General features: G+C 47.3%; 25 protein-coding genes. 16 read left to right on the forward strand and 9 right to left on the reverse strand.

Translation table 11 applies throughout. The annotated features are described in order from the left end of the window. Positions 1 to 13: 13 nt before the first annotated feature. A complete protein-coding gene (gene tpx / locus B9N86_RS07655; protein WP_208918488.1) occupies positions 14 to 532 on the reverse strand; it encodes a thiol peroxidase in 519 nt (172 codons plus the stop codon). 122 nt (positions 533 to 654) lie between these two features. Here tpx and B9N86_RS07660 point away from each other — a divergent pair, with 122 nt between their 5' ends. Next, on the forward strand, positions 655 to 1,272 hold the full coding sequence (locus B9N86_RS07660; protein WP_208918489.1) for a rhomboid family intramembrane serine protease: 618 nt from the start codon (positions 655 to 657) through the stop codon (positions 1,270 to 1,272). Between the two features lie 77 nt (positions 1,273 to 1,349). Next, positions 1,350 to 2,282: a glutamate biosynthesis transcriptional regulator GltC gene (gene gltC, locus B9N86_RS07665; protein ID WP_208918490.1), complete on the forward strand. Its 933-nt coding sequence runs from the start codon at positions 1,350 to 1,352 to the stop codon at positions 2,280 to 2,282. Between the two features lie 82 nt (positions 2,283 to 2,364). On the opposite strand, the gene B9N86_RS07670 is transcribed toward gltC, so the two are convergent. After that, positions 2,365 to 3,045 (reverse strand): zinc metallopeptidase, encoded by a 681-nt coding sequence (locus B9N86_RS07670; protein WP_208918491.1) that lies wholly within the window; start codon positions 3,043 to 3,045, stop codon positions 2,365 to 2,367. A gap of 29 nt (positions 3,046 to 3,074) precedes the next feature. Next, a complete protein-coding gene (locus B9N86_RS07675; protein ID WP_208920152.1) occupies positions 3,075 to 3,506 on the reverse strand; it encodes a MerR family transcriptional regulator in 432 nt (143 codons plus the stop codon). Positions 3,507 to 3,790: 284 nt separating this feature from the next. On the opposite strand from B9N86_RS07675, the gene B9N86_RS07680 reads away from it, so the two are divergent. The 3 genes from B9N86_RS07680 to B9N86_RS07690 are packed head-to-tail and all read left to right on the forward strand — an operon-like array spanning position 3,791 to position 7,008. Beyond that, the gene (locus B9N86_RS07680; protein ID WP_208918492.1) at positions 3,791 to 5,227 is read left to right on the forward strand and encodes an ammonium transporter; all 1,437 of its coding nucleotides are present in this window, start codon (positions 3,791 to 3,793) and stop codon (positions 5,225 to 5,227) included. Between the two features lie 36 nt (positions 5,228 to 5,263). Beyond that, the gene (locus B9N86_RS07685) at positions 5,264 to 6,268 is read left to right on the forward strand and encodes a DUF294 nucleotidyltransferase-like domain-containing protein (protein ID WP_208918493.1); all 1,005 of its coding nucleotides are present in this window, start codon (positions 5,264 to 5,266) and stop codon (positions 6,266 to 6,268) included. After that, positions 6,265 to 7,008, forward strand: coding sequence for an exonuclease domain-containing protein (locus B9N86_RS07690; RefSeq protein ID WP_208918494.1), 744 nt, complete (start codon positions 6,265 to 6,267; stop codon positions 7,006 to 7,008). The genes B9N86_RS07685 and B9N86_RS07690 overlap by 4 nt, the downstream gene beginning before the upstream one ends. Here B9N86_RS07690 and B9N86_RS07695 read toward each other — a convergent pair. Further along, entirely contained in the window at positions 6,991 to 7,500 is a 510-nt protein-coding gene (locus tag B9N86_RS07695; RefSeq protein WP_208918495.1) for a M67 family metallopeptidase, read from the reverse strand. The two genes, B9N86_RS07690 and B9N86_RS07695, sit on opposite strands and share 18 nt — an antisense overlap. A 115-nt stretch (positions 7,501 to 7,615) precedes the next feature. Between B9N86_RS07695 and B9N86_RS07700 the strand changes: the two genes are divergently transcribed. Continuing rightward, positions 7,616 to 8,170: a TlpA disulfide reductase family protein gene (locus B9N86_RS07700; protein ID WP_208918496.1), complete on the forward strand. Its 555-nt coding sequence runs from the start codon at positions 7,616 to 7,618 to the stop codon at positions 8,168 to 8,170. 69 nt (positions 8,171 to 8,239) lie between these two features. Here the strand turns inward: B9N86_RS07700 and cimA are convergent, their stop codons facing one another. Next, positions 8,240 to 9,859 (reverse strand): citramalate synthase, encoded by a 1,620-nt coding sequence (gene cimA, locus B9N86_RS07705; protein WP_208918497.1) that lies wholly within the window; start codon positions 9,857 to 9,859, stop codon positions 8,240 to 8,242. A gap of 183 nt (positions 9,860 to 10,042) precedes the next feature. Between cimA and B9N86_RS07710 the strand changes: the two genes are divergently transcribed. The 3 genes from B9N86_RS07710 (at position 10,043) to B9N86_RS07720 (ending at position 13,307) form a co-directional block, all read left to right on the forward strand. Next, the gene (locus tag B9N86_RS07710; protein WP_208918498.1) at positions 10,043 to 11,341 is read left to right on the forward strand and encodes a DNA polymerase IV; all 1,299 of its coding nucleotides are present in this window, start codon (positions 10,043 to 10,045) and stop codon (positions 11,339 to 11,341) included. Between the two features lie 129 nt (positions 11,342 to 11,470). Continuing rightward, the gene (locus tag B9N86_RS07715; RefSeq protein WP_208918499.1) at positions 11,471 to 11,707 is read left to right on the forward strand and encodes a ferredoxin; all 237 of its coding nucleotides are present in this window, start codon (positions 11,471 to 11,473) and stop codon (positions 11,705 to 11,707) included. A gap of 169 nt (positions 11,708 to 11,876) precedes the next feature. Beyond that, positions 11,877 to 13,307, forward strand: a complete 1,431-nt coding sequence (locus B9N86_RS07720; protein WP_244562996.1) for a L,D-transpeptidase family protein — start codon at positions 11,877 to 11,879, stop codon at positions 13,305 to 13,307. Here B9N86_RS07720 and B9N86_RS07725 read toward each other — a convergent pair. Next, the gene (locus B9N86_RS07725; RefSeq protein ID WP_208918500.1) at positions 13,304 to 13,441 is read right to left on the reverse strand and encodes a hypothetical protein; all 138 of its coding nucleotides are present in this window, start codon (positions 13,439 to 13,441) and stop codon (positions 13,304 to 13,306) included. The genes B9N86_RS07720 and B9N86_RS07725 overlap by 4 nt on opposite strands. Positions 13,442 to 13,625: 184 nt before the next feature. Between B9N86_RS07725 and B9N86_RS07730 the strand changes: the two genes are divergently transcribed. From B9N86_RS07730 to B9N86_RS07740, 3 genes are read left to right on the forward strand one after another with little or no spacing between them, the layout of a single operon-like run. After that, entirely contained in the window at positions 13,626 to 14,720 is a 1,095-nt protein-coding gene (locus B9N86_RS07730; RefSeq protein WP_208920154.1) for a quinone-dependent dihydroorotate dehydrogenase, read from the forward strand. 25 nt (positions 14,721 to 14,745) lie between these two features. After that, positions 14,746 to 15,570 (forward strand): GTP diphosphokinase, encoded by an 825-nt coding sequence (gene yjbM, locus B9N86_RS07735; RefSeq protein WP_208918501.1) that lies wholly within the window; start codon positions 14,746 to 14,748, stop codon positions 15,568 to 15,570. Then, positions 15,560 to 16,003, forward strand: coding sequence for a DUF309 domain-containing protein (locus B9N86_RS07740; RefSeq protein ID WP_208920155.1), 444 nt, complete (start codon positions 15,560 to 15,562; stop codon positions 16,001 to 16,003). The genes yjbM and B9N86_RS07740 overlap by 11 nt, the downstream gene beginning before the upstream one ends. A gap of 402 nt (positions 16,004 to 16,405) precedes the next feature. Here the strand turns inward: B9N86_RS07740 and B9N86_RS07745 are convergent, their stop codons facing one another. Both B9N86_RS07745 and B9N86_RS07750 read right to left on the reverse strand, forming a co-directional pair. Then, the gene (locus B9N86_RS07745) at positions 16,406 to 16,864 is read right to left on the reverse strand and encodes a PCYCGC motif-containing (lipo)protein (protein WP_208918502.1); all 459 of its coding nucleotides are present in this window, start codon (positions 16,862 to 16,864) and stop codon (positions 16,406 to 16,408) included. Next, a complete protein-coding gene (locus tag B9N86_RS07750) occupies positions 16,861 to 17,385 on the reverse strand; it encodes a thioredoxin family protein (protein WP_208918503.1) in 525 nt (174 codons plus the stop codon). Before B9N86_RS07750 ends, B9N86_RS07745 begins: the two co-directional genes overlap by 4 nt. 138 nt (positions 17,386 to 17,523) lie before the next feature. On the opposite strand from B9N86_RS07750, the gene B9N86_RS07755 reads away from it, so the two are divergent. From B9N86_RS07755 to B9N86_RS07765, 3 genes are all read left to right on the forward strand, one after another. Continuing rightward, entirely contained in the window at positions 17,524 to 19,110 is a 1,587-nt protein-coding gene (locus B9N86_RS07755) for an RsmB/NOP family class I SAM-dependent RNA methyltransferase (RefSeq protein WP_208918504.1), read from the forward strand. Beyond that, the gene (locus tag B9N86_RS07760) at positions 19,107 to 19,853 is read left to right on the forward strand and encodes a pseudouridine synthase (protein WP_208918505.1); all 747 of its coding nucleotides are present in this window, start codon (positions 19,107 to 19,109) and stop codon (positions 19,851 to 19,853) included. The genes B9N86_RS07755 and B9N86_RS07760 overlap by 4 nt, the downstream gene beginning before the upstream one ends. Positions 19,854 to 19,920: 67 nt before the next feature. After that, positions 19,921 to 20,721, forward strand: coding sequence for an HAD family hydrolase (locus tag B9N86_RS07765; RefSeq protein ID WP_208918506.1), 801 nt, complete (start codon positions 19,921 to 19,923; stop codon positions 20,719 to 20,721). Between the two features lie 103 nt (positions 20,722 to 20,824). Here B9N86_RS07765 and B9N86_RS07770 read toward each other — a convergent pair whose 3' ends face one another. Beyond that, positions 20,825 to 21,991 (reverse strand): GGDEF domain-containing protein, encoded by a 1,167-nt coding sequence (locus B9N86_RS07770; RefSeq protein ID WP_244562997.1) that lies wholly within the window; start codon positions 21,989 to 21,991, stop codon positions 20,825 to 20,827. A gap of 106 nt (positions 21,992 to 22,097) precedes the next feature. Here B9N86_RS07770 and B9N86_RS07775 point away from each other — a divergent pair, with 106 nt between their 5' ends. Further along, positions 22,098 to 23,222: a glycosyltransferase family 4 protein gene (locus B9N86_RS07775; protein ID WP_208918507.1), complete on the forward strand. Its 1,125-nt coding sequence runs from the start codon at positions 22,098 to 22,100 to the stop codon at positions 23,220 to 23,222. The last annotated feature ends 10 nt before the right edge of the window (positions 23,223 to 23,232 follow it).

Genomic DNA, 23,232 nt, shown 5'->3' on the forward strand with positions numbered 1-23,232 from the left:
AAGCAGAATATAATTATCGCAGAGACTTAACGGCCTCAACGGCTGCTTCATAGTTAGGGTGCTCGGTCATTTCGCCGAGATACTCCACATAAGTAACTTTATCGTTCTGATCTACAACGAAGATGGAGCGCATGTCGAGCTGGAATTCCTTAATGAGCACGCCGTAGGCTTGCCCGAAGGAACGTGATTTGTAGTCAGACAATGTAATGACACGGTCTACACCAGCTGCTCCGCACCAGCGTGCTTGAGCGAATGGAAGGTCCGCGCTAACAGTTAGGATGATTACGTCATCACCCAGTCCGGCTGCTTCCTCATTAAAGCGGCGGGTCTGAGCATCGCATACGCCGGTGTCGAGGGAAGGAACGACGCTGATCAGCTTGATTTTGCCTGCAAAATCCTTAAGAGATACGTCTTCCAGCAGATTTTTGCTGACCGTGAAATCAGGAGCTGTGTCGCCTACCTGAAGTTCGGGTCCGATGAGAGTAAGAGGGTTGCCTTTAAATGTAGTGACGCCTGTACGTTCTTGAGCCATGAAAAATCTCCTCCTTGAATATCTAAGTTTGGTGATCAGGTTCATGGTACATTATAATCTTTTTAAAAAGGGAATGTCCACCTAAGGATATCCTGTGCCCGATAACGGGATAGGAGGATGCCATGATATTTATTCGGTATGAAAATTGGAAAAGCTACCTACGTTATTATCCGTTCACCTCACTGTTGTTAATTGCGAACCTCGTTATGTTCTTTATTCTGACGTTTAACGGCGGATCGACAAACAATGGGACACTGCTGGAATATGGAGCTGTTACGAATGGAGAACCGTTCCGTGGTGAATGGTGGCGGTATATCGCAGCTGTTTTCTTGCATAATGGATTCGATCACTTGTTCTTTAACAGCTTTGGTCTGTTGGTGATCGCGCCGCCGCTGGAGCGGATATTGGGTACGTTCAAATATGCGCTGCTCTACCTGTTAAGCGGTATTTTGGGGAACATAGTCAGTGTTTCCTATTATGACAAGATAGGTGAATTGACTTTGCTTGTAGGAGCCTCAGGCGCGATCTACGGGGTGTATGGAGCGTTTCTGTATATTGCCTTATTCCAGCGCAACATGATGGATGAAGCTTCTAGAAAGATGCTCTATACTCTGCTTATAATGGGGATTCTTTTTTCGTTTGCCCCTGGAATCGGCATGGTGGCTCATTTAAGTGGAATGGTTTGCGGTTTCTTTATTTATGGCCTGCTGATTCGTCTCGGAAAACAACGCCAGATGTGACCCGGTAAGGGCGCGGTCAAATTGTATTTGATAATAAGTAAAAGTAGCAAGGGAATTAAGAATGGAGCGATTATCGCGTGGAATTAAGACAGTTACAATACTTCGTAAAGGTTGCGCAGAAGGAACACGTTACCCAAGCGGCAGAAGAGCTTCACGTGGCCCAGTCTGCGGTTAGCCGGCAGATTCATCAGTTGGAGGAAGAGCTCGGTGTTAATCTGTTTATGCAGAAGGGGCGTAACCTGCAGCTGACACCTGTCGGCCAGTTGTTCTGTAAACGGGTAGAAGGTATTATGAAAGATCTGGACCGTGCGGTAATAGAAATTCATGAATTTCTGGATCCGGAGCAGGGGGAGATCCGGATCGGATTTCCCCACAGCCTCGGTATTCATCTGATACCGTCTGTCGTGGCGGAATTTCGGAAGAATTATCCGAATGTGAAGTTCCGCTTCAAACAGGGCATGTTCCCAACGCTGATCCGGGATGTCATCTCTGCGGAAGTTGATCTGGCTTTTGTATCTCCATTCCCTGAGCGTCATGATCAGGTGGGGGGAGATGTGGTACTGACTGAGGAGTTGTTCGCGATCCTGCCTCCTAATCACCCGCTTGCGGGTGAGAAGAGCATCAAGCTGGAACAGCTTAAAGATGAGCGCTTTGTACTCTTCAGCAAAGGCTATTCTCTTCGCCCGATTGTGTGGCATGCCTGCCTGGAGGCTGGCTTTACTCCGAAAATCGCTTTTGAGGGAGAGGAAACGGATACCATCCGAGGTCTGGTCGCTGCGGGCATGGGAGTAAGTCTGCTGCCGGAAATGGCACTGTTCCAGACAAATCCGCTACAGCCGGCGAGAGTAAGCATCACAGAACCGAAAGTAACCCGCTCAATCGGGCTTATTCATCGGGCTGATGAGAAGCTACCGCCAGTCGCTCAGGCATTTCGGACGTTTCTATTGCAATATTTCGGTCTTGGTCCGGCTGCACAGCCAACCAAAGACAGCACCCCGTCCCGCTCTTAGTACTAGATTAATTATCTTATACACAAAAAGGTTACCGTTCATGATGAACGGTAACCTTTTTTATTATTGTAAAGCTGAGAGATTAATCGCGGTTGTTTAAAAAGATCATAATATAACGAAGCAACTCAAGCAGGGACAGAAGGGCAGCAGCTACATAGGTTAAGGCTGCGGCGTTCAGTACCTTGGCTACACCGCGTTCTTCCTCGTTTGAAATATAGCCTTCGGATACCATGATTTCACGAGCACGGTTGCTGGCATTGAATTCGACTGGCAGAGTAACCAACTGAAAAGCAACGGCAGCCGAGAAGAAAATGATGCCGAGGCCGATCAGGTTGAAGGCTTGGAACAAGAATCCAGCGATGAACAAGAAAGGCGCGATACCGGATGCAAAGTTAACGATTGGAAACATCTTGTGACGGGCAACCAGCATCGGATAGCTTACTTTATGCTGGATTGCGTGACCAACTTCGTGGCAGGCAACAGAGACAGCAGAAATTGAACGCTCATAGTAGACGGGTTCGGACAATCTCACAACACGATGTATTGGGTCGTAGTGGTCAGACAAAGCGCCAGGTACCGGCTCAATCGGCACATCGTGGAGACCGTTGCTGTCGAGCATATGACGAGCTGCATCGTAGCCTGTCATTCCACTCGAATTTTCTACTTTAGCCCATTTGGTAAACGTTCCTTTCACTCGGAACTGTGCGACTAGTGTGAAAATAAATGCGATTATAATAAGAATAAACATTGGGTCAAAAGACATTGATCATACCTCCATAGTTAGTATAGGTATTACATGGGAGTAAATTGATTGAGTAATATTTGCAGCGACTCGATACAAGCCGCTCCCTTCGGAAGGATATTGGTTAACACTGCGCGTGCCTGATTCGGCTTTAAGTCTTTCAGCAGAGGGTTAAGTTCCTTGACATCCCGTTCAAGCTGCTGGATTTGAATTTCCAGTTTGGTCAATTTATCCGTGACTTCAGCATCCTCAGCAACCGATTTCCAACGCTCCAGCGTATCTTTAATCTCTTCGAGGGTATATTTCTCTTGTTTTAGTTGATTAATACGTTGTAACGTGTTTAAGGTTTCATGACTGTACAGACGGTAATTTTTTAAAGTCCGCTTCTCGGGGTGGATAAGACCAAGCTTCGTATAATAATCGATGGTTCTTTCACTGATTCCGGCAGCCTTTGCCAACTCACCAATGCGATACAGATTCATGCGTGCACTCAAACTTCTCACGTTTTATCACCTCGCAGGCCTGTATGATTATGATATTAAATCCTAATAGAAATATGATACATGATCGTGAACCATACAGTCAAACGTCATGCTTTTTAAACGCTTTCTTTATTCCGAATAATTTTAATGTTATATTATCTTACATATATGATGGATTATTACGACAGTTTTGTTAAAATCCATTGCCAACTTGATTTCCCACTGATTATAATGACATTAATAATTTTATGATGTTAGATTATATGACAAAAGGGAGTGGGAGCATGAAAAAAAGATGGCTAGGTTCTTTAATTGCGATGGGTACATTGATCGCTTTTCCAGTGAGCGCTTTTGCTGATGAGGGAGCGACAAACGTTGAACTGCAAGCAGGTTTAAACTCGGTATTTGTTTTTCTGGCTGCGTTGCTCGTATTCTTTATGCAGGCCGGATTCGCACTGCTTGAGGCAGGTTCGGTAAGAATGAAGAACGCTGGTCACGTTGCGGGTAAAACGGTGCTGACTTTCGGTATTAGTGTCGTCGCTTTCTGGGCTTTGGGATTCGGGCTGGCTTTCGGAAACGGCAATAGTTTTTTCGGATTAGAAGGTTTCTTTCTAAGCGGAGACAACATGGCGGCATCCTTCAGCTCATTATCCGCCTATGATGTGCCGACAACGATTATGTTTCTGTTCCATCTTTCATTCGCTGCCGTATCGCTTGCGATTGCATGTGGAGGTATGGCGGAACGGGCAAAGTTAAGCGTGTATATCATATTCGGTATTTTATTTACGATTGTCATTTATCCGGTTGTTGCTCACTGGGTTTGGGGCGGCGGATGGCTTGGAAGCCTCGGTATGCAGGACTTTGCCGGTTCAACGGTAGTTCATTTGACGGGTGCTACGGCAGCTTTGGTTGCTACGGTTCTGCTTAAGCCTCGTCTTGGCAAATACAATAAGGATGGTAAACCAAATAGCATTCCTGGTCACAACCAAGTCTTGTCTGTTCTGGGTGTACTGATTATTTGGATCGGATGGTTCGGATTCAACCCAGGCAGCACGATCTCGGCATTGATGGACGGCTTTTTCGGATTTGTAGCTTTGAATACAAATATCGCTGCGGCTGCGGGTGCACTGGCTGCTCTGCTCATATCTTGGGCGGTTCTTGGAAAAGCCGACATTCCGAGCATGCTGAACGGCGTATTGGCCGCTTTTGTCGCAATTACAGGAGCTTGCGCATTTGTTGAACCTTGGGCAGCTGTTGTAATCGGGGCGGTTGCCGGTAGTATCACGTTTTTCTCTGCACAGTGGTTTGAGCGCAAAGGAGTAGATGATCCTGTATATGCTTTCTCTGTACACGGTATCGCAGGTATGTGGGGAGCGGTGTCTACCGGTCTATTCGCCGCACCTAGACTTGTTGAAATAACAGGCGTCGGTAATGCAGGGCTGTTCTATGGCGGAGGTTTTAGACAGCTCGGCGTGCAGCTTCTCGGTTTAATCGGAACTTTTGCTTTCGTGCTGGTCATCTCCTTCCTGATTCTTGGGCTGATCAAAATGACGATAGGACTTCGGGTTACTGAGGAAGAGGAGCTTATGGGGTTGGATATTAGTGAGCATGGAACGTATGGCTATCCTGAACAAATGAAGCTGTTTGCAGAATCGGAGTCTAAACCTGCTGAATTGCGGAATTTACCCAAAACAGCATCTGGAAGCGAATCGGCAATGTAGCAGAACGGAGAAATTCGTTGTAGGGTGGGGCGCAATATGAAACCTCTGGAATCGAAAGATCTATTCCCGGAATTTCCGGAAATACTGGAGGCAAGAACGGAGCGAGAATTGAGAAATGCTCGGATAGCCGGACAAAACAAACTTTTAGAAATGAAAAGTGATACGAATCTGGATACTTGGATCTCCTGGGTCAACCGGATGCATGATGAAATCGGGCAGCACGCAGCTGTGTTATGTGAACAGATGATGGTAGAGGCTGGCTTCGGCCGGCCCCCAGTCCGTTATGCTTTTGTTGCATTCGGAAGTGCTGGCAGACAAGAGGCCACATTGTGGAGTGACCAGGATAACGGTTTGATTGTCGGTGATGAATTGGAGGAAGGGGCAGAAATCTACTTCGAGAAGTTCGGAAGCTGCTTGTCTGACATTCTTGAGGTTGCGGGATATCCGAAATGTACAGGAAAGGTTATGTGCTCCGAGCCGATCTGGAGATTGTCACTTACAGCCTGGAAACAGCAGCTTTCGGAGTGGAGTTCTGATCACGCATGGGAACCGACCCGACTTTTTATCATCGCTTCCGACATGAGACATATTGCCGGCAGTAGGGAACTGTCAGAGTCTTGGAAGGCATATTATCGAAGTTGTGTTTTGCAGCAGCCAGACATCATTCCAGCACTCCTTCGCAACACCGTCCGCAAATACGGCCTGTATATTCCCTTGGTGAACAGTATCCGTACATTGGCCTTGCAGCGGGGAATAACGGAATCTTCATCGATAAAACGGATGGAGCAGATTATATTCCTCGAAGGGGGCGGACTGCTGCTGGAAAATGTACAGCATGCCTTAAAAGTAGCTCTCAGGATGAGGATGGAGACCTCATTGCACATGAAAGACGGGCTCATAGGCAGCAGCGGTTATATGCTTAAAGAACAGCTTAAGAACAAAAAGGTTCAATATGAGCTGAGAGATACCTTAGGTGTGGTTCGCCGAGTACACCGTTCACTTCAAAGAGAACTGCGTTTTGCGGAGAGGAAAGGACTGTGAAGGATCCGAGAGAGTCCGGAGCCGGATTTTGGCGGTCTTTGCGTATGGGTGATATTAATTCGGCGATTGCATCCATGAAAGGGACCCCCTCGGCTCAGCAGATCGCCTATATACGCTCTCAGATGAGGGAACAAAGACGGCCTGAGATGCTGGGCATACCGCTGAATCAATTGGAAACTGTAGTGTTCGATTTGGAAACGACCGGATTCTCACATCAGCATGGTGATGAAATTTTGTCCATTGGAGCTGTGCGAACAAATGGGACGAAAATTACCGAGGATAAGTGCTTTTATATGATTGTTAACAGCGGTGTGTCTGTACCGGAGCATATTACGGGCTTGACCGGAATATCGCAACCGATGGTCGATGCTGCCGCTTCCTTGATGGACGGATTGCATGATTTTATGGCATTTGTCGAAGGAAGGGTACTTGTGGCTCATGCCGCCGGCCATGATCGAGCGTTCTTGAACGCAGCCCTTTGGAAAACATCAAAGGTACGTTTAACTCACCGCTTGTTGGATACGATGATGTTGGCTCAGCATTTATTTCCCAGCTATCCAGATTATAGTCTCAACGAATTGCTTCGACATAGGAACATCCCGGTACAAGGCCGTCATCATGCGTTATGTGATGCGGTTATGACCGCGAAGCTCTGGGCCACCTATCTGGAAGAAGTTCAGCGACGAGGACATGCAGAGACCTTGGGTGATTTGTATGTATACTTAAGTGGAGCGCAATAAGGTGTAGTCTTCCTGTCTTAATGACCACATCCAGCGGTTACTTTCTTGAGATGACGGAGATGTGGCTTGCGGTGATGAACAATCTTTGACAATCAGGTAAGCTTGCAGGAGAAGATTTCCGGGCTGTGAATTCTGAGGCGATCCTATGAAATACACATGGAACAGACCGCCAAATGATTGCAGCTGGTGTAAATCATCCTGAGAGGGAACCGGGAGGCTGCTTGGATGGCTGTGGAACAAGCCAAATATACGGTGCTTCTTAAGCAGGAGAGACGTCCATTGGACAGGATCTAGTGAGAATTGATGCCGTGGGTCAGCAGCAGTGTTACGTATAGGGATATAGTCATCCATGAGCAGATGTCTTTCTGAAAGGTTACCTAAGAGTACGCCACATGCCTCTTCGGGTAAACAGGTAAAGGTTTGTTTACTTATCTTATGAAAAACCTCGGCAGTAAGCTGTATTGAAAAATCTTCGTGAGTATAAACTTCCATGGTTTATTCTCCTTTTATATTCTATGTTGATATTCATTTTAATCTTGGTTTGAAAGTTATGCTATTCAGGGTACAATAGTGACTATAAAAAGTCTATCAGCAAAGGAAACTACCCATGAAGCGTAATTTGACCATATTGGCAATACTTTTACTGGCAGGGGTCTTGGTGATCTATAACCAGGCCGGGGACAAGATTGAATCCGTGTTTATGGCTGAGAAACCTCTGCCTACCGAAACCGGCGCAAAGGCAGGTTTGCTTGCACCCGCATTCTCACTGGAAGGTTTGGACGGCAAAACATACACCGGCGACGGAGTAAGAGACAAAGCGCTCATTATTAACTTCTGGGCTTCCTGGTGCGATCCGTGTAAGCAAGAGGCGCCGGAGCTGTCGAAGTTTGCTTCTGCATACGCAGAGGACCTGGATGTTTACGGGATTAACGTCACGAAATATGATAATGAGAAAAAAGCACGGCAGTTTGTTCAGGATTTTGCCCTGACTTATCCGATTATGTTCGATCAGGAGGGCAAGGTGTTTGAGGATGTTTATAAGGGCAAAGTGTTTCCGACCAACGTTCTGATTGACCGTAGAGGTGTCATTACGGAAATCATTCTGGGAGCGCCTGACCCGGAAGATCTTGAGAAGAAGATTAAAAAGCTCATTAAATCTTGAGCAATCATAAAAGAGCACGCTCCCGAAAATGAGAAGGGAACGTGCTCTTTGCATACTGAGGCGTTTGGTTTAATGGTTGACGATTCCCTGCCGCGGTAAGGATTCGCCTTCGGTCTCTGAGGGTGAAATCTGTCCCAGTAGCGCATACCGCATACTATCGACAAGCGCTTCCCAGCTGGCTTCAATGACATTGCCTGACACACCGACCGTATTCCAGGAATTTTCAATATTTTTAGATTCGATCAGCACCCGTACTCTGGCCGCTGTAGCGTCTTTATCGTCCAGTACACGTACTTTGTAGTCCGACAGATGCATGTCTTTCAAGGAAGGGAAATACTGCAGCAGCGCTTTTCGTAGTGCATTATCCAGCGCATTTACAGGTCCATTACCTTCCCCGGCTGTATAAATGCTCTGCCCTGCCACATTAATCTTCACGAAAGCCTCGGATACAACCGGTCGGCCTGCTGTTTTCTCTACCAGCATTTTGAAGGATTCAAAGGTGAACAATTCCTGCAACTCACCGTTCGCTTCCCGAAGGAGAAGCTCTAGAGAAGCATCCGCACCTTCGAACTGATAACCCTGATGCTCAAGATCCTTTATTTTGCCGATGACAAGCTTGTATTGCTCACTGCTTGGATCGAAAGCGAGTCCCATATCATGCGCCTTGGATACAATGTTACTTTGTCCTGCAAGCTCGGAGACGAGTACCCGCTGTTTGTTGCCAACCTTCTCCGGTTCGATATGCTCGTACGTTCTAGAATCGCGCAAAATGGCAGAGACATGAATGCCGCCTTTGTGGGCAAATGCCGCATTACCGACGTATGGCTGGTTCACAGGCATGTTAACGTTAGCGATCTCGCTTACATAACGTGCGGTGTTCGTGAGATGGTGAAGATTATCTTCGCCAATGCAATCATAGCCGAGCTTAAGTTGAAGGTTCGGGATAATGGAGCACAGATTGGCATTGCCGCACCGCTCCCCGTATCCGTTCATTGTTCCTTGAACATGTCCTACACCGGCTTGCACAGCACTTAGTGTATTCGCAACAGCTAACTCGCAATCGTTATGGGTATGAATACCGAGCGGGGCTCCAGGCAGGAGACCGTTTAATGAAGTTACGATTCCATGTACTTCATGAGGAAGACTGCCTCCGTTGGTATCACACATGACGAGCCAGTCGGCCCCGGCTTCACGGGCTTTGGACAGAACAGAGACAGCGTACTCCGGATTGTTCTTGAATCCGTCGAAGAAATGCTCCGCATCGAAAATCACTTCAAGGCCCTGCCGTTTCAGATAAGCAATGGAATCAAAAATCATGGCGAGATTCTCTTCAAGAGTGGTCTGAAGGGCGGTGTGAACATGAAAGTCCCATGATTTGCCAACAAGTGTTGCTGCTCTTACGCCGGATTCCAAAATCCGGTGCAAGTTCGCGTCCTGGTCTGCGATGGAATCTTTGCGGCGTGTACTGCCGAAAGCTGTTACTTTGGAAGTCAGACCTAGTTCTTGTACTCTTTTAAAAAACTCGATGTCTTTGCTGTTGCTTCCCGGGATGCCGCCTTCAATATAGTGGACACCAAGAGCATCCAGCTTTTTGGCGATTTTGATCTTGTCATCCGCCGACAAGCTGATTCCTTCGCCTTGGGTACCGTCGCGAAGTGTCGTATCAAAGATGGAAATAGACTTAGACATGATGTCCTCCTTTTGCGAGTCCGGGATGGACCGTGAAAGTGATATAATGTTGTCATTATAGCATTTCTTTACGGCAAAGTGACAAAGAATTGAAATTTTTCGTCCTGGCCCTTTCTTGACCCTAACTCACGGGGAACGGTATGCTGGAGGAGTCAGAAATTATGAAAGAAGAAGGAATCTATCGTGGGAAACATTAACGATTATTATCCGGCAAGCGGCCGTGTCATTCTTCATGTGGATATGAACGCTTTTTATTGCTCTGTTCACGAGGCGGAGGAGCCGGAACTCTATCGTGGGAAACCGACGGCTGTCGCTGGCAGTGCGGAGCTTCGCAAAGGGGTTATTGTTACTTGCTCCTATGCGGCACGCGGGATGGGAATCCGTACCGGGATGAATGTTCGTCAGGCGCTGAAGATTTATCCGGATTTGATTCTTATCCAGCCAAACTTTCATTTATATCGCAAATATTCCAATGCATTCATGAATATAGCATATGCCTATACACCACTGCTTGAAGCGACTTCTATTGATGAATGCTATCTCGACATTACAGGCTCCAAGCAGTTCGGGACGCCGCTTCAGATTGCGGAGGAAATTCAGAGCCGAATTCGGGAGGAGTTGTCGCTCCCATGCTCAATCGGTGTCGCCCCAAATAAGCTGCTGGCCAAAATGGGGTCCGATCTGAAGAAACCGAACGGCATTTCGGTGCTTCGCATCCGGGATGTGCCGAAGGTGCTGTGGGGCCGTCCCTGCGCGGAACTGTTCGGTATCGGCTCCAAGACGGCGGACAAGTTGAGGAAGTTGAATATCGTAACCATAGGCGAGCTTGCAGCGGCCGACGAAGGATTGCTAACCGGTACTTTTGGTGTCATGGGAAATTGGATGAAGCAAGCGGCAAACGGTCTGGATCATTCCCTGGTCAATGCTGAGCGGGAGCAAAGTAAATCGATTGGCCATACAACAACGCTGCCCGTAGATATTACTTCTCCGGAGGATGTAAGACGTGTACTGCTTAATCTGAGCGATCAGGTGGCACGGCGTCTCAGAAGACAGGAACTGATCGCAGGAGGCGTTCAAATTACGCTACGGACACCGGACATGAAGACTATTACAAGATCACGCCAGCTTGCCACACCTACGGAGAATACAGAAGATATTTACCGGGAAGCCTGTTTATTGTACGAGAAGCATTGGACCCGGGAACAGCCGCTACGATTGCTTGGGATTACGCTACAGCAGCTAACATCGCGTGAGGACTCGGCAATCCAGATGGACCTTTTTGATTATGAAAAACAGCCAAAGAAGGAATCACTAACCAAGGTGATGGACGAGCTTCGTAACAAATTTGGGGAAAGTGCAGTGCTGACGGCTGGAATGCTTGGGGACGATCCCTCGGCTCTGATCCGTAATCATAAAGTCAGGGGAACTTCTCTGCAGATGGATTTTGTTAGAAACACAGATCGCAAACCGGAACAGGAATAAGCGCTTCCTAGTGGGAAATCTTATGAAAATCATTTGTGTTACCAAAAAAATTGTATTAATATGTAGATGGTGCAGGGCATAATGTGCACCGTTAGCTATGTTCTAGATATACAGGAGGCAGAGGAAACTATGGCGAAGTACACATGGGTAGATAAAGATACCTGCATTGCTTGCGGCGCTTGCGGAGCAACCGCACCCGATATTTATGATTACGATGACGAGGGTCTTGCTGAAGTGATTTATGAAGGTGACAACAACCGGGGAATAACTGAAATTCCTGAGGACATGTATGAAGACATGGAAGATGCATGTGACGGATGCCCTACGGATTCCATTCGGATTGCGGACGAGCCTTTTAACGAATAGTAATCATTTTCTGCGGACGGGTTCGCAGGTTTTATTATAAGGAAGTGACTTAGGCGTCTTTGCTCTCATTGGGCAGGGACGTTGTTTTTTTGTGCACAGAATTACATCTGTAAGGTTATGTAAATGGGATAATACATAATGGAGGACATTGTGCCGATAAACAGAATATATGAAAAAAGAACAGACGGAGGCTCTCATGTTGAACAATTCGCTGCACCTCAAGCGCTATGTGGAGACACATCCTGACAATAAAATGGCCTGGTACCTGCTCGGGAAGGATTACGAGACCAACGGGGAGCAAGGAAAAGCAAATTACTGCTTTAACCGTGCTGAAGAAGTGTATGAAGCATTTGAACTAAGTAAAGTTCCTTCAGATATATGGAAAAATTACGAGTTTAGGCTTTTACAGATCGAGAGGGAGAAGGATAAAAGAGGAAAGCGAATCCGGCGTATACTTCTGACAGCCGTATTGATGCTTCTGATTATGCTTCCTTCAGTGAACGCTCCGGGAGGGCCGGGAGCAAGCCTGGCAAAGGTTAAGGTGAATAATCCAGATGAGATCCATCTGGCCATAGCCGATGCAAAAGTTCAGAAGGATCGAAAGGGGCCTTTATTTACCGCTACGGCAATTCGTGGGAAAAGCTGGTCCAGTGTGCTGCCTCAGCTGCTGACCGAACCGGACCGGCTGCCGCCGTGGACAGTGGCTCTCGGAATGGAACGGTCAGGGAATTGGGAGATATGGTCTGAGAACATGCCGATCCTCTACGGCATTTATCGGGATACAAGCGGTGTGATTGGAATACAGCCCTACGAGGGAAGCCGGGCAGATTGCGATTGTACTCCAGCAGATGGTACCGAGTTGAAAGGTCCTGCAGAACGTTGGGCGGATGTACAGGTACAGAATGCTGTTCTAACAGAGGCTATACAGCGCTACCGTGAGCGAAACGGTAAACTCCCTGGAAGTCTGGATGAGCTGATGAGACCGTTTCCGAACAACTGGCTTTCTGGAAAATCACCAGCGATGAAGATTCTGTTTCCGATTCTAACCGGCAATGGTGCCGCAGATAAAGATGGTATACATAAGAAGAAAAAAACAGTAGGACAGCAGATGCCGGAAGGCCTTGGTTCATCCCCGGATGGTCAGGCTTTTTTCACCAAGCGGCTGGAGGTCATTATAGACCGCAAAAATCACCGTTTAGGGGTAATTAGTGGTTCAGTTTTGCTTAGAAATTATGAGGTTGGGCTTGGCCGTGACAATAAAACCCCGCTGGGCAATTTTAACATCGGCGACAAGGTAATGAATCCAAACGGGTCTGCAAACGGCATCTATGGTTCCCGTGGGATGCAGCTATCGGATTCCAATTATGCGATTCACGGTACTCAAGATATTGGGAGTATTGGTGGCAATGAATCGGAAGGATGCATCCGCATGTATGGAGAGGATGTGGAGGAGCTGTTCGACCTCGTGCCCATGGGAACCAAAGTGAGGATTGAGGAAGGGGTTCTACCAAATGGCCTGGTCATACCGGATGAGCGCTTTACACTCAAACATACCAAAGGCCAGACGAACCCCAAAAAGCTTTATAATTGGCTGGATTAAGGCTGGGATATAATGATCAGAACGATGATCAGAATGATCAGCAGTGTGATACCTGTGCCGATCCACAGGATGGCCTTCTTGTTAACTTCTTCTTTTTTTTGCTGCAGTGTCGGTGGTCTGCGCTTAGCTGACATGTCCATACCCCTCTTCTTTTGAATAGTCGTTAATTCCCTTACATTGTAAAGGGTTTGTCCAAAAAATGCTATAACATGAGACAGAGGGTAGGTGCCCAAAAGAGGTAAGAAAACTTTCTTTTTACTTCAGAAACAGATAAACTGAGTGATAGAGAAATTATAAGCCATGAGAGGAAGAATGGATGTGCTGTACCGCAATATAGGCAAGCCTTTATTTTTCAAATTGGATCCGGAAAAAGCTCACCATCTTGTCGTAGGGGGGCTCGGGCGCACATCGCTGCTGCCTGGGGCTGAGGCCGCCATGCGCGGGATATACGGAGTGAACGAAACACCCGACCTTGCAGTAGACTTATTCGGGTTGCATTTTCCTACACCGATAGGCCTTGCAGCTGGATTGGATAAAAACGGGCAAGCTGTAAGGGGATTTTCTTCCATCGGCTTTGGTTTTATGGAAGTAGGCACAGTGACACCTAAGGCACAGCCAGGCAACGAGCTTCCTCGGTTGTTCAGGCTCCCTCCGGATGAAGCATTAATTAACCGGATGGGGTTCAATAACGAAGGCGCAGAAGCGATGGCTCGCCGATTATCCCTGCTTAAAGAGCGGCGGATTCCGGTAGCCGTCAATATCGGGAAAAACAAAGTGACACCGAATGAAGAAGCACATGGCGATTATGAAGCCTGTATTCGGGAGTTGTTTCCATACGGAGATTTTTTTGTTGTGAACATCAGTTCTCCGAATACACCGGATTTAAGGAGCTTGCAGCATGGCAGTGAGCTGTCCTCATTGCTGGATGCGGTCATGAGTGAGATGTCACATCAGGCTCAGCTCCATGGAACGCAAAAAGCAGTTCTCGTGAAAATCGCTCCAGACGTTAGCGACGAGGAGCTTGAGTATATGGTGGATACGATTTCCCGAAGTGGAGTATCCGGCATTATTGCGACGAATACAACATTGTCCCGGGCTGGTTTAAGTCACGGAAATGCAAAAGAAACCGGAGGACTTAGCGGTAAGCCGTTGCGTGAGCGATCCACAGAGATCGTCTCAAGGATATATCAGCAGACCAGTGGCTCACTGCCGATCATCGGCTCTGGGGGGATTTTCACTGCCAAAGATGCTTATGAAAAAATTCGCGCTGGAGCATCCCTGGTTGAAATTTATACAGCACTCATTTATGAGGGCCCTGAAGTGAATCGAAGACTGCATGCCGGCCTGAGAGAATTACTAAAACGTGACGGGTATGCACATATATCCGAAGCTGTAGGAGCGAATCACCGCTAAAGGGTTAAAGACAGGAGGCACGACGATGGACGGTAGAGACTGGGGGACATTTTTGCTTCCGTATGAACAGGCCGTTGAAGAATTGAAAGTGAAATTCAAGACAATGCGCTCTGAGTTAAAGAAACGAGAAGAGTATGCACCAATCGAATTCGTGACCGGACGGATCAAGCGGATATCAAGCATTCTGGACAAAGCCAAACGGCTTAATGTCCCAATGGATCAATTGGAAACAGGAATTGAGGATATTGCGGGTATCCGCATCATGTGTCAGTTTGTTGAGGACATTCGGCGGGTAGCTGAATACATTCGCGGAAGAAAAGATCTGAAGGTTTTATATGAGAAAGATTATATAACCAATTATAAAGATAGCGGATACCGAAGTTTTCATATGATTGTGGAATATCCGGTTCAGACCGCGCTCGGTCAAAAAATCGTACTTGCTGAAATCCAGATTCGTACGCTGGCTATGAATTTCTGGGCAACGATTGAGCATTCTTTAAGCTATAAATATCGTGAGAGCCTACCGGACGAAATCCGTAACCGTCTGAAAAAAGCGGGGGAAGCTGCCAATACGCTGGATAATGAAATGTCGAGTATCCGTGAGGATATATTGGAGGCTCAGAAGCAATTTGAGGATAACTCCAATATTACTTCACAGCTGCTCAACGCGATGCATCAGCTGTATTTCTATCACATGGTTAATGAGGCGATCGAGTATCAGGCGCGGTTCAACACCATTTGGCAGCAGCAAGGTCAGGATCACGATATGGAAGCGGTGAAAGAGCTGTTAACGGAGGTTAAGGAACTGCTGGATACAGCCAAAAAGAAAGTCCGTGATCATGAAATATGATCCGCTTTTCGCTGCCTATCTGGTTTATTTCAACCGAGACCGAGATTATTTCGAATGCCATGAGGTGCTTGAAGAACTTTGGCTTGCCAGGGATCGGGACCCCCGTTATAAAGGACTGCTCCAGGCGGCCGTAGGTCTATATCATTTCCGGAACGGAAACGTCCGTGGCAGTTACAAAATGATGAGCAGCGCCCATGCCCGGCTGCAGCCGTATCCTGCCGAAGAACTGGGCATCCGTATGGCCAAGTTGGTTTCTGAGATCAGCGTCTATGCTGCTCAGTTAGCATCATATGATACGCAGCCTTTTCCATATCATGATCTCACAATCGAGATTGTGGACCCGGAATTGGTGGCGATTGTAGCTAAGGCATCCGCTGAGATCCAGCCTAATGTGCCTCAGCGCCGAGGTCCGCAGCGTGCCGAAAAACTTTAAGAGGTTGTTCAAAAAGTCCGCTTTTGATCACGAAGTGAATCAGGAAGTGGGCTCGGCATCGAATCTTGAATTCAGCCGGTCCTAGCATATGCTTACGAAGTATGTTTCCTCCGGAAACATCTCAGGTGCTCACGTACCCAAAACGTACGCTTCACTCCTCAGTCCTAGCTTCATCCAACTGAAGCGTTTGAAAAAACGCACATCGGAAGCATAAGCCTCGGTGCTGAAAACCGACCTTTTTGAACACGCACTTAAAGTGGAGTAACCATTTTGGGAAGCAGGCCTCCATGGCTTGATATGAACAGGTACAGATCATCTGTACCGATGGAATATAGCAAAACCCGCTGCATGTGGATCGCAGCGGGTTTGTTGATTTAAGAGAAGGGCAGCGTCAAGTTCTACTTATATTTGCGGTGCTGTACCTTTGTATTTATTATCGATGAAGTTCTTGATTTCCTCGATGGTCTTACCTTCGTCTTTCAGACGCTTCGCATCCTGCAGTTCAGACAGACAGATGCCGCATTGTGCACCGTGATCTGTCCACTTCACACCGTCATCATTCTTCTCGGCGATGAAACAGCGGTGCAGGGAATCGTGCAGTTTTCCATCATCCATACAACCGCAGTAACATTTTAGCTCCTTGAGAATATCTTCGAGATCTCCCACAGTTGCATAAGATGCTTGGGTGTTATCCGTGTAAACCGATAAAAGTTCGGGCATAACGGTAACAGAGGCAGTTGTCTCGTATTTCTCGGAGTCCAAGCCATGATGGTGGGTGGAAGCTGATGGCTTGCCGCCACAGCCGGAAAGCAGAAGCATGCCGACTAATCCTGTAATCAGGATGGAATGTGCTCGCTTCATGGCGTTACACTCCCTTTATATTTATCGAAAAATTGCGTGAAAGCTTCGGCTGTGTTTCCGCCTTCCCTTGCTTCCGCTGTTATACCGCCGACCAGGCGTTCTTTCTCCACTCCATTCTCAAAGAATGCAAGGGTAGGGGTATACTCAATATTGTACTCTCTGAACCCGTCCTGGAATTCGCGAAGGTTGTACTGGTGAAGGTACGCTTCGCTTTGTTTCGCAAGCGGCATCAGCTCTGGTGTTGTTGCTCGGCAGCTAGGACAATCTGATGCGAAGAAGTAAACAAAGAAGCTTTCTTTGTTGTCTATTTTCTTGCTTAATTCATCAGGCAGGATAACTTGTTGATAGTTGGGATCATCAAGGATTTCCTTCGTGGCAGGATTCAGCTCAGCGACTTTTTTACCGCCGTACAGTTCGCTTTTCTCACCTTGAGTATTCAGAAAAGCAAGCAAGCCGATGAGAACAAGCAAAATGCCGCCAAACAGATAAAGGCCTGTATAGTTCTTTTTCTTGCGGTTCAATTACTCACCCCCATATCATCGAAATAGTATTATTAGGGCATGTCCCTTTTAATGTATTTTATTATACAATAATAAATGTCATAGCGGAACATGATAGCATCCGCTCTTCATTATTCTAAAGGATAGGCAGGTAGATATATGGCATTACGACTCCCAGCGCCTTTTGAGGCGAAGATGAAGTCGCTCCTTGGCGATGAGTATGAACAGTTTAAACAATCCTATGAACAAACTCCTCATGCAGGCATCCGGATTAATACATTAAAGATTAGCAAAGAACAATTTAATGAGATCTCTCCGTTTGAGCTGGAGCCCATTCCTTGGTGTGGAACCGGATATTATGTGGAAGAAGGGGTTCGGCCGGGACGGCACCCGTATTATCATGCTGGTCTGTATTACATTCAAGAGCCTAGTGCCATGGCACCCGTTGAGCTGCTGGAGGTGGAACCGGGTGACCGTGTACTGGATCTGTGCGCTGCACCGGGAGGGAAATCGACCCAGATCGCCGCAAAGCTGGCGGGCTCGGGACTTCTGGTCAGCAATGATCTTCATCCGGACCGGACCAAAGCGCTGGCTAAAAATGTAGAGATGTACGGGGTAAGGAACGCTGTTGTGTTAAATGAAAATCCGGAACGAATTGCTGAAGCTTTTCCACAGTTTTTTACTAAAATCCTGATTGATGCTCCGTGTTCGGGAGAAGGGATGTTCCGTAAAGATGAGGATATGCTAAAGTACTGGGACGAATCCTCACCTCTTAAATATGCAGATATGCAAAAAGACATATTGTCTTCCGCCGCCAAAATGTTATGTAGAGGAGGAAGGCTTGTCTATTCTACATGTACCTTCTCTCCAGAAGAGAACGAAGGGATGATTGCAGCTTTTCTGAAGGACCATTCGGAGTTTTCAGTAGTCCCTATTGGTGACTCCGAGTGGTTCTCACCGGGAGAAGCGCAGTGGGTTGAGGAGCATAACAAGTCGCAGGGCGGGATGATCGGGTTGGATTGCGATTCATGTATTCAGCAGACCCTGGGTACAGGGCGTCTGTGGCCGCACCGGGTTAGAGGAGAAGGGCATTTCTTCGCCGTTCTCCGCCGGGATGGTGAGCAGGAGGAGCAGGCTGATTTGGTTGAAATGGGAGAAGAAAGAGCTTTGCCGGTATCCTCTCCAAGAAAGAAACGTCAAGAGTCACGAAATAATGGTGATCGTCTGAAAGAAAAAAAGTTATCCGGCTCAAAGCGATCCGGTGGACGGACCGAGTCTTACCGCAAAGAAAGTGAACCGGGTTCACTTACGGTTTTTTACGATTTTGTCCGCGAACAGCTGAATCTGGACCTATCTGCAGGCTATCCTGTAATGTACGGAAACTATATTTACTTGTCTCCACTGCCAGAGAGCCGACTGCAAGGATTAAAGACGGTACGTGCGGGTTGGTATATGGGTCAGATCAAGAATGGGCGGTTTGTTCCGGGCCATCCTCTTGCAACAGCGCTGAATCCTTGTGAGGCTCGTAGATCGGTCAGCTTGTCATCTCAGGACGGGGAAGCTGTGCGATATCTGAAGGGGGAAACGCTAGAGATTCCCTCGGACCGAATTCATTACGAGTCTGTCACCGATACCAAAGGCTATGTGTTAGTATGTATAGATGGGTATTCTGCCGGCTGGGGCAAGTGGCAATCTGGAATGTTAAAAAATGAGTACCCAGCAGGTTGGAGGTGGACATCAGTATGAGTGCCAAGGGCAGAACGACCCAAAGGCTGGATAAAGTGCTCTCTAATCTAGGTTACGGTTCCCGTGCTGAACTGAAGAAGATCGTTAGGCAGGGAGGGATTACCGTGAATGGCGCATCTGTGAAGGATCCGGGAATGCATGTGGATCCGTATCAGGATACCATAGAGATTGAGGGGGAAAAGGTTCTTTACAGGGAGTTTATTTACTTAATGCTGCACAAGCCGCCGGGTGTTATCTCAGCGACAGAGGATACAAGAGACCGCACTGTATTGGATCTGCTGGACAAGTCCTATTTGATCTATGAGCCGTTTCCGGTTGGAAGGCTGGATAAAGACACAGAGGGATTGCTACTGCTAACCAATGATGGCAAGCTCGCTCACGAGCTGCTATCTCCGCGCAAACATGTACCAAAAACGTATGAAGCGGACGTGGCCGGAATGGTATCTGATGAGGATATCACTCTTTTTTCTCAGGGTGTCACGCTGGATGATGGATATGTGACGCTGCCTGCGGAGCTGACGGTGTTATCGGTTGAGGAGCGGGAGAATGGACCGTTGTCCAAAATCTCGCTTACGATTCACGAAGGCAAGTTCCATCAGGTCAAACGGATGTTTGAAGCGGTGGGCAAAAAGGTGGTCTACCTGAAGCGGGTCAGTATGGGAGAACTAAAGCTGGATGAGTCGCTTCCTATCGGTTCATATCGGGAGCTTACAGCGGAAGAGTTGGCGATTTTGGGTAAGTAGCCAGTAAGTTGCCCTGACAGACACAACTTAATAGAGAACATATACATATAAAAGGATGGGTGGAGACATGACTTATAAACTGGTAGCACTGGACGTAGACGGAACGCTGTTAAACGACGATCACGTGATGACGGAGCGGACGATGAATACGGTCATGGAAGCTTCGAATAAGGGAATAGAAATTGTACTATGTACTGGACGGGGGCCGCAAAACACCATTCCATTTATGGAGAAAATGGGTTTGACCGGTTACGTCATCAGCCACAATGGTGCTGCTACGGTTGAAGTGGAGACCCGTGATATCGTGCACCAGTTTGGTATGGACGAGAAGGCCCTGAATCCGTTTATGGATTATTGCCGGGAAAAGGGAGTTCATTTTGATGTCAATACGGCGTTTGGCATGTATGTCGACAACGTAGAGACACTGGCAGGTCCTGTCCGCCATATGTACGAAAACTATCTAATGCTGCCTTCCAACCTGCCGACTTGGGAAGAGCTTAAAGAGCCGGTCGTGAAGTTCACGACATTTGGCGAGGTTGCGGACATGGAAGCCGTGTTCGAAGACTGGAGCAAGTGGACACTGCCCTTTAATATGCTTCGCAGCGGTGAGTATTTCATTGATCTTATGCATGAGCAGGCTTCGAAAGGGAACGCTCTGAAACAGCTGGCGGCCAAACGTGGGCTCAAGCCGGAAGAGGTTTTGGCCATCGGCAATTATTATAACGATATTACGATGCTAACGTTTGCTGGTATGGGCATTGCTATGGACAATTCCCCAGTAGAAGTGAAAGCAGCGGCAGATGCGGTGACGGCATCGAACAATGATGACGGTGTACACGAAGCATTAGTGAAGTACTGCTTGTCCTAAATTAGAATATTAAAGACCTGCGGTGATTGTTGATTACCGCGGGTATTGCAACCAATCCTCCGCACCGTCTTTGAATGATGGCGCGGAGGATTTTTGACGTGGTTTATAGCGAACCTAAGTTAGCGGCTTCATTTGACGTTCTGGAGCCGGCGCGTATACTTCGGTAATCGGTGACGCGGTTCTTGCCACTACTCTTGGAATGATACATGGCCTGATCCGCCTGTTTCATCAGGCTGTCAGCGGTTACGCCTTTGCGGAGCGTGCTGTACCCGACGCTGACGGTGACTATAGTCTCTTCGGCTATGCGGAACCTGATATTCTCCGCTACTTGTGACACCCTGCTCCCTTTCCTTGCAACAATCGCAACCAATTCCTCGCCGCCGTAGCGTCCGGTAAGACCGATACCGTCCAGTTCCTCCTCCATGATCGTAGCGACTTGCTGCAGCACTTCATCTGCATGGGCATGGCCTTGCGTGTCGTTTAACATTTTGAAATTGTCGATATCGCAGAAAATGGCTGAAATCTTTGTTCCGTTCGAAACGTAATGATTCAGATGTTTCATAAAATAGCGCCGATTATATAGTCCAGTCAGCCCGTCCGTAATGGAAGAGCGGTAAATGGACTGCATCAGCTCGATGATGCGCTGAAACAGAATAAAAAAGATAATGCTGTAAAATACGAGGGGAAGTACGGCTGAGATTTGAAGCGGGAGACCGGGTTTGTCACCACCGCTTAAGTATTTATATATGATATGTATAGAAGCCCAAATCGAATAGATGGAAAGTCCCAGGGAGTATTTAAATCGCTGTCCGATACGGGGAGCAATCTTGGAGAATGACAAATAAATAACAACCCACTCTATAACGGTTAAATAAAGATCCGGCCATACAGGATTGATGGATGACGGAAGGAAGAGCGGAGCCAGGAGCATTGCGGCAGTTATTGCAGGAAGCCCATAATGCACTTTCCTGATACGGCGATACAGAAGCAGAACCGAGAGGTTAAGCAAAATAAAGGAAAAAAGCTGAAGCGAACGCATGCCTGTCCCGCTTGGCTGCCATGGATGTCCAGAGAAAGCTTGATGGATGTTCAGACTTTCATATGTCATAATGAAGAAGAATGCGGCGGCCATGTAAATATAAGCTTTCTTACGCTGTTTGCTGTACATCAGCAGACACATAATCAGCATTAAAACAGCCAAAAAGGCTCCGCACACGGCCGTAATGCTGAATATAGGAAATGCGGACCACAGTGTTGGATCGTTGGACAATGGTATCAGACTCCTGGAGGATTTATTTTCCTTTGCTGAAACATATGTTCTAATATATCATAGTTGAAAAGTGTCTGAAAAGAGACTTACAGAAAGGGAGATCTCCATGAAATTGCTGCAGGCCTTATTTTTCCCTCCTGAACAGCCGGGAGGCGTCTCTTCGATGATTCCTTATTTGCAGGACCGATTTCATTCTTCACGCTGGGACATGGAGATGTTTTGGCTCCCTAAAAGGATCCGCAACAAAGGACAAGAGGAGCCCGTATTTCACACCTTTGACTGGAAAGAATTCGAACAGAGCCCTATTGTTCTCAAATATATTCAAACGTACGTCGATTACATATGGTGGATCCGGCTTCGGCTCCAGAAGCCTTACGACTTGATCCATGCGCATCACCCCATTGCTGGTCTGGCCATGAAAACCGTATTTCCGGATACGCCGTTGATCCAGACGATTCATTCCAGCTACGAGCGGGAGCTTATTTTAAATGGAAGAATCGAAGAGAATGGGTTGGAGCATCGTTTTCTCATATCATTGTACCGGGAGTTAGAATACGTCAGTCAAAAGCTCATTACGGTGTCTCGGTCTTTTGCTAATTATTTGTCTTCATACGTTGAATTGCCAGAGTCCATTGCAATTATTCCAAACGGATTTGATGAAAAGCGTTTTAAGCCTGTGCCGCATGAGAATAAGATCCCCCAGCTCATTACGGTATGCCGCCTAGTTCCTGCAAAAGGACTGGATGTGCTACTCAAAGCTTGTGCAGAATTGAAACGCCAAGGCTATGACTATGTACTTCATATTATCGGGGACGGACCGTCCCGGCAAGAGTTGGAAGATATGGCGAAGGATCTCGGTATATATCAGGAAACGATATTTTACGGGTATACCTTGCATCCGGAAGAATTTATGCCGTTCTTTGATATTTTTGTACTTCCGTCGCGGGCAGAGGCGTTCGGTTCTGTTTTTGCGGAAGCCGCGCTGAGCTGCCTGGCGCTTGTAGGTAGTAATGTTGGAGGGATTGCCGAGCAGATTGAAGACGGTGTTAACGGTCTGCTCGTGCCTCCCGAGGATTATGTGGCCCTTAGTGAAGCACTTGAGAAGGTCATCTCAGATCCTCAGTATCGCTACGAGCTCGCTCGTTCAGCTTGGGATACAGCCAAGAATCGATACTCACTCACCAAATCAGTAAATGAGCTTAAGAAATTATATTTGAAATATCAACCTTAAGAAAGAGGAC

The sequence above is a fragment of the Paenibacillus uliginis N3/975 genome (genome assembly GCF_900177425.1).
In the GTDB taxonomy this organism is placed as follows: domain Bacteria; phylum Bacillota; class Bacilli; order Paenibacillales; family Paenibacillaceae; genus Paenibacillus_AQ; species Paenibacillus_AQ uliginis.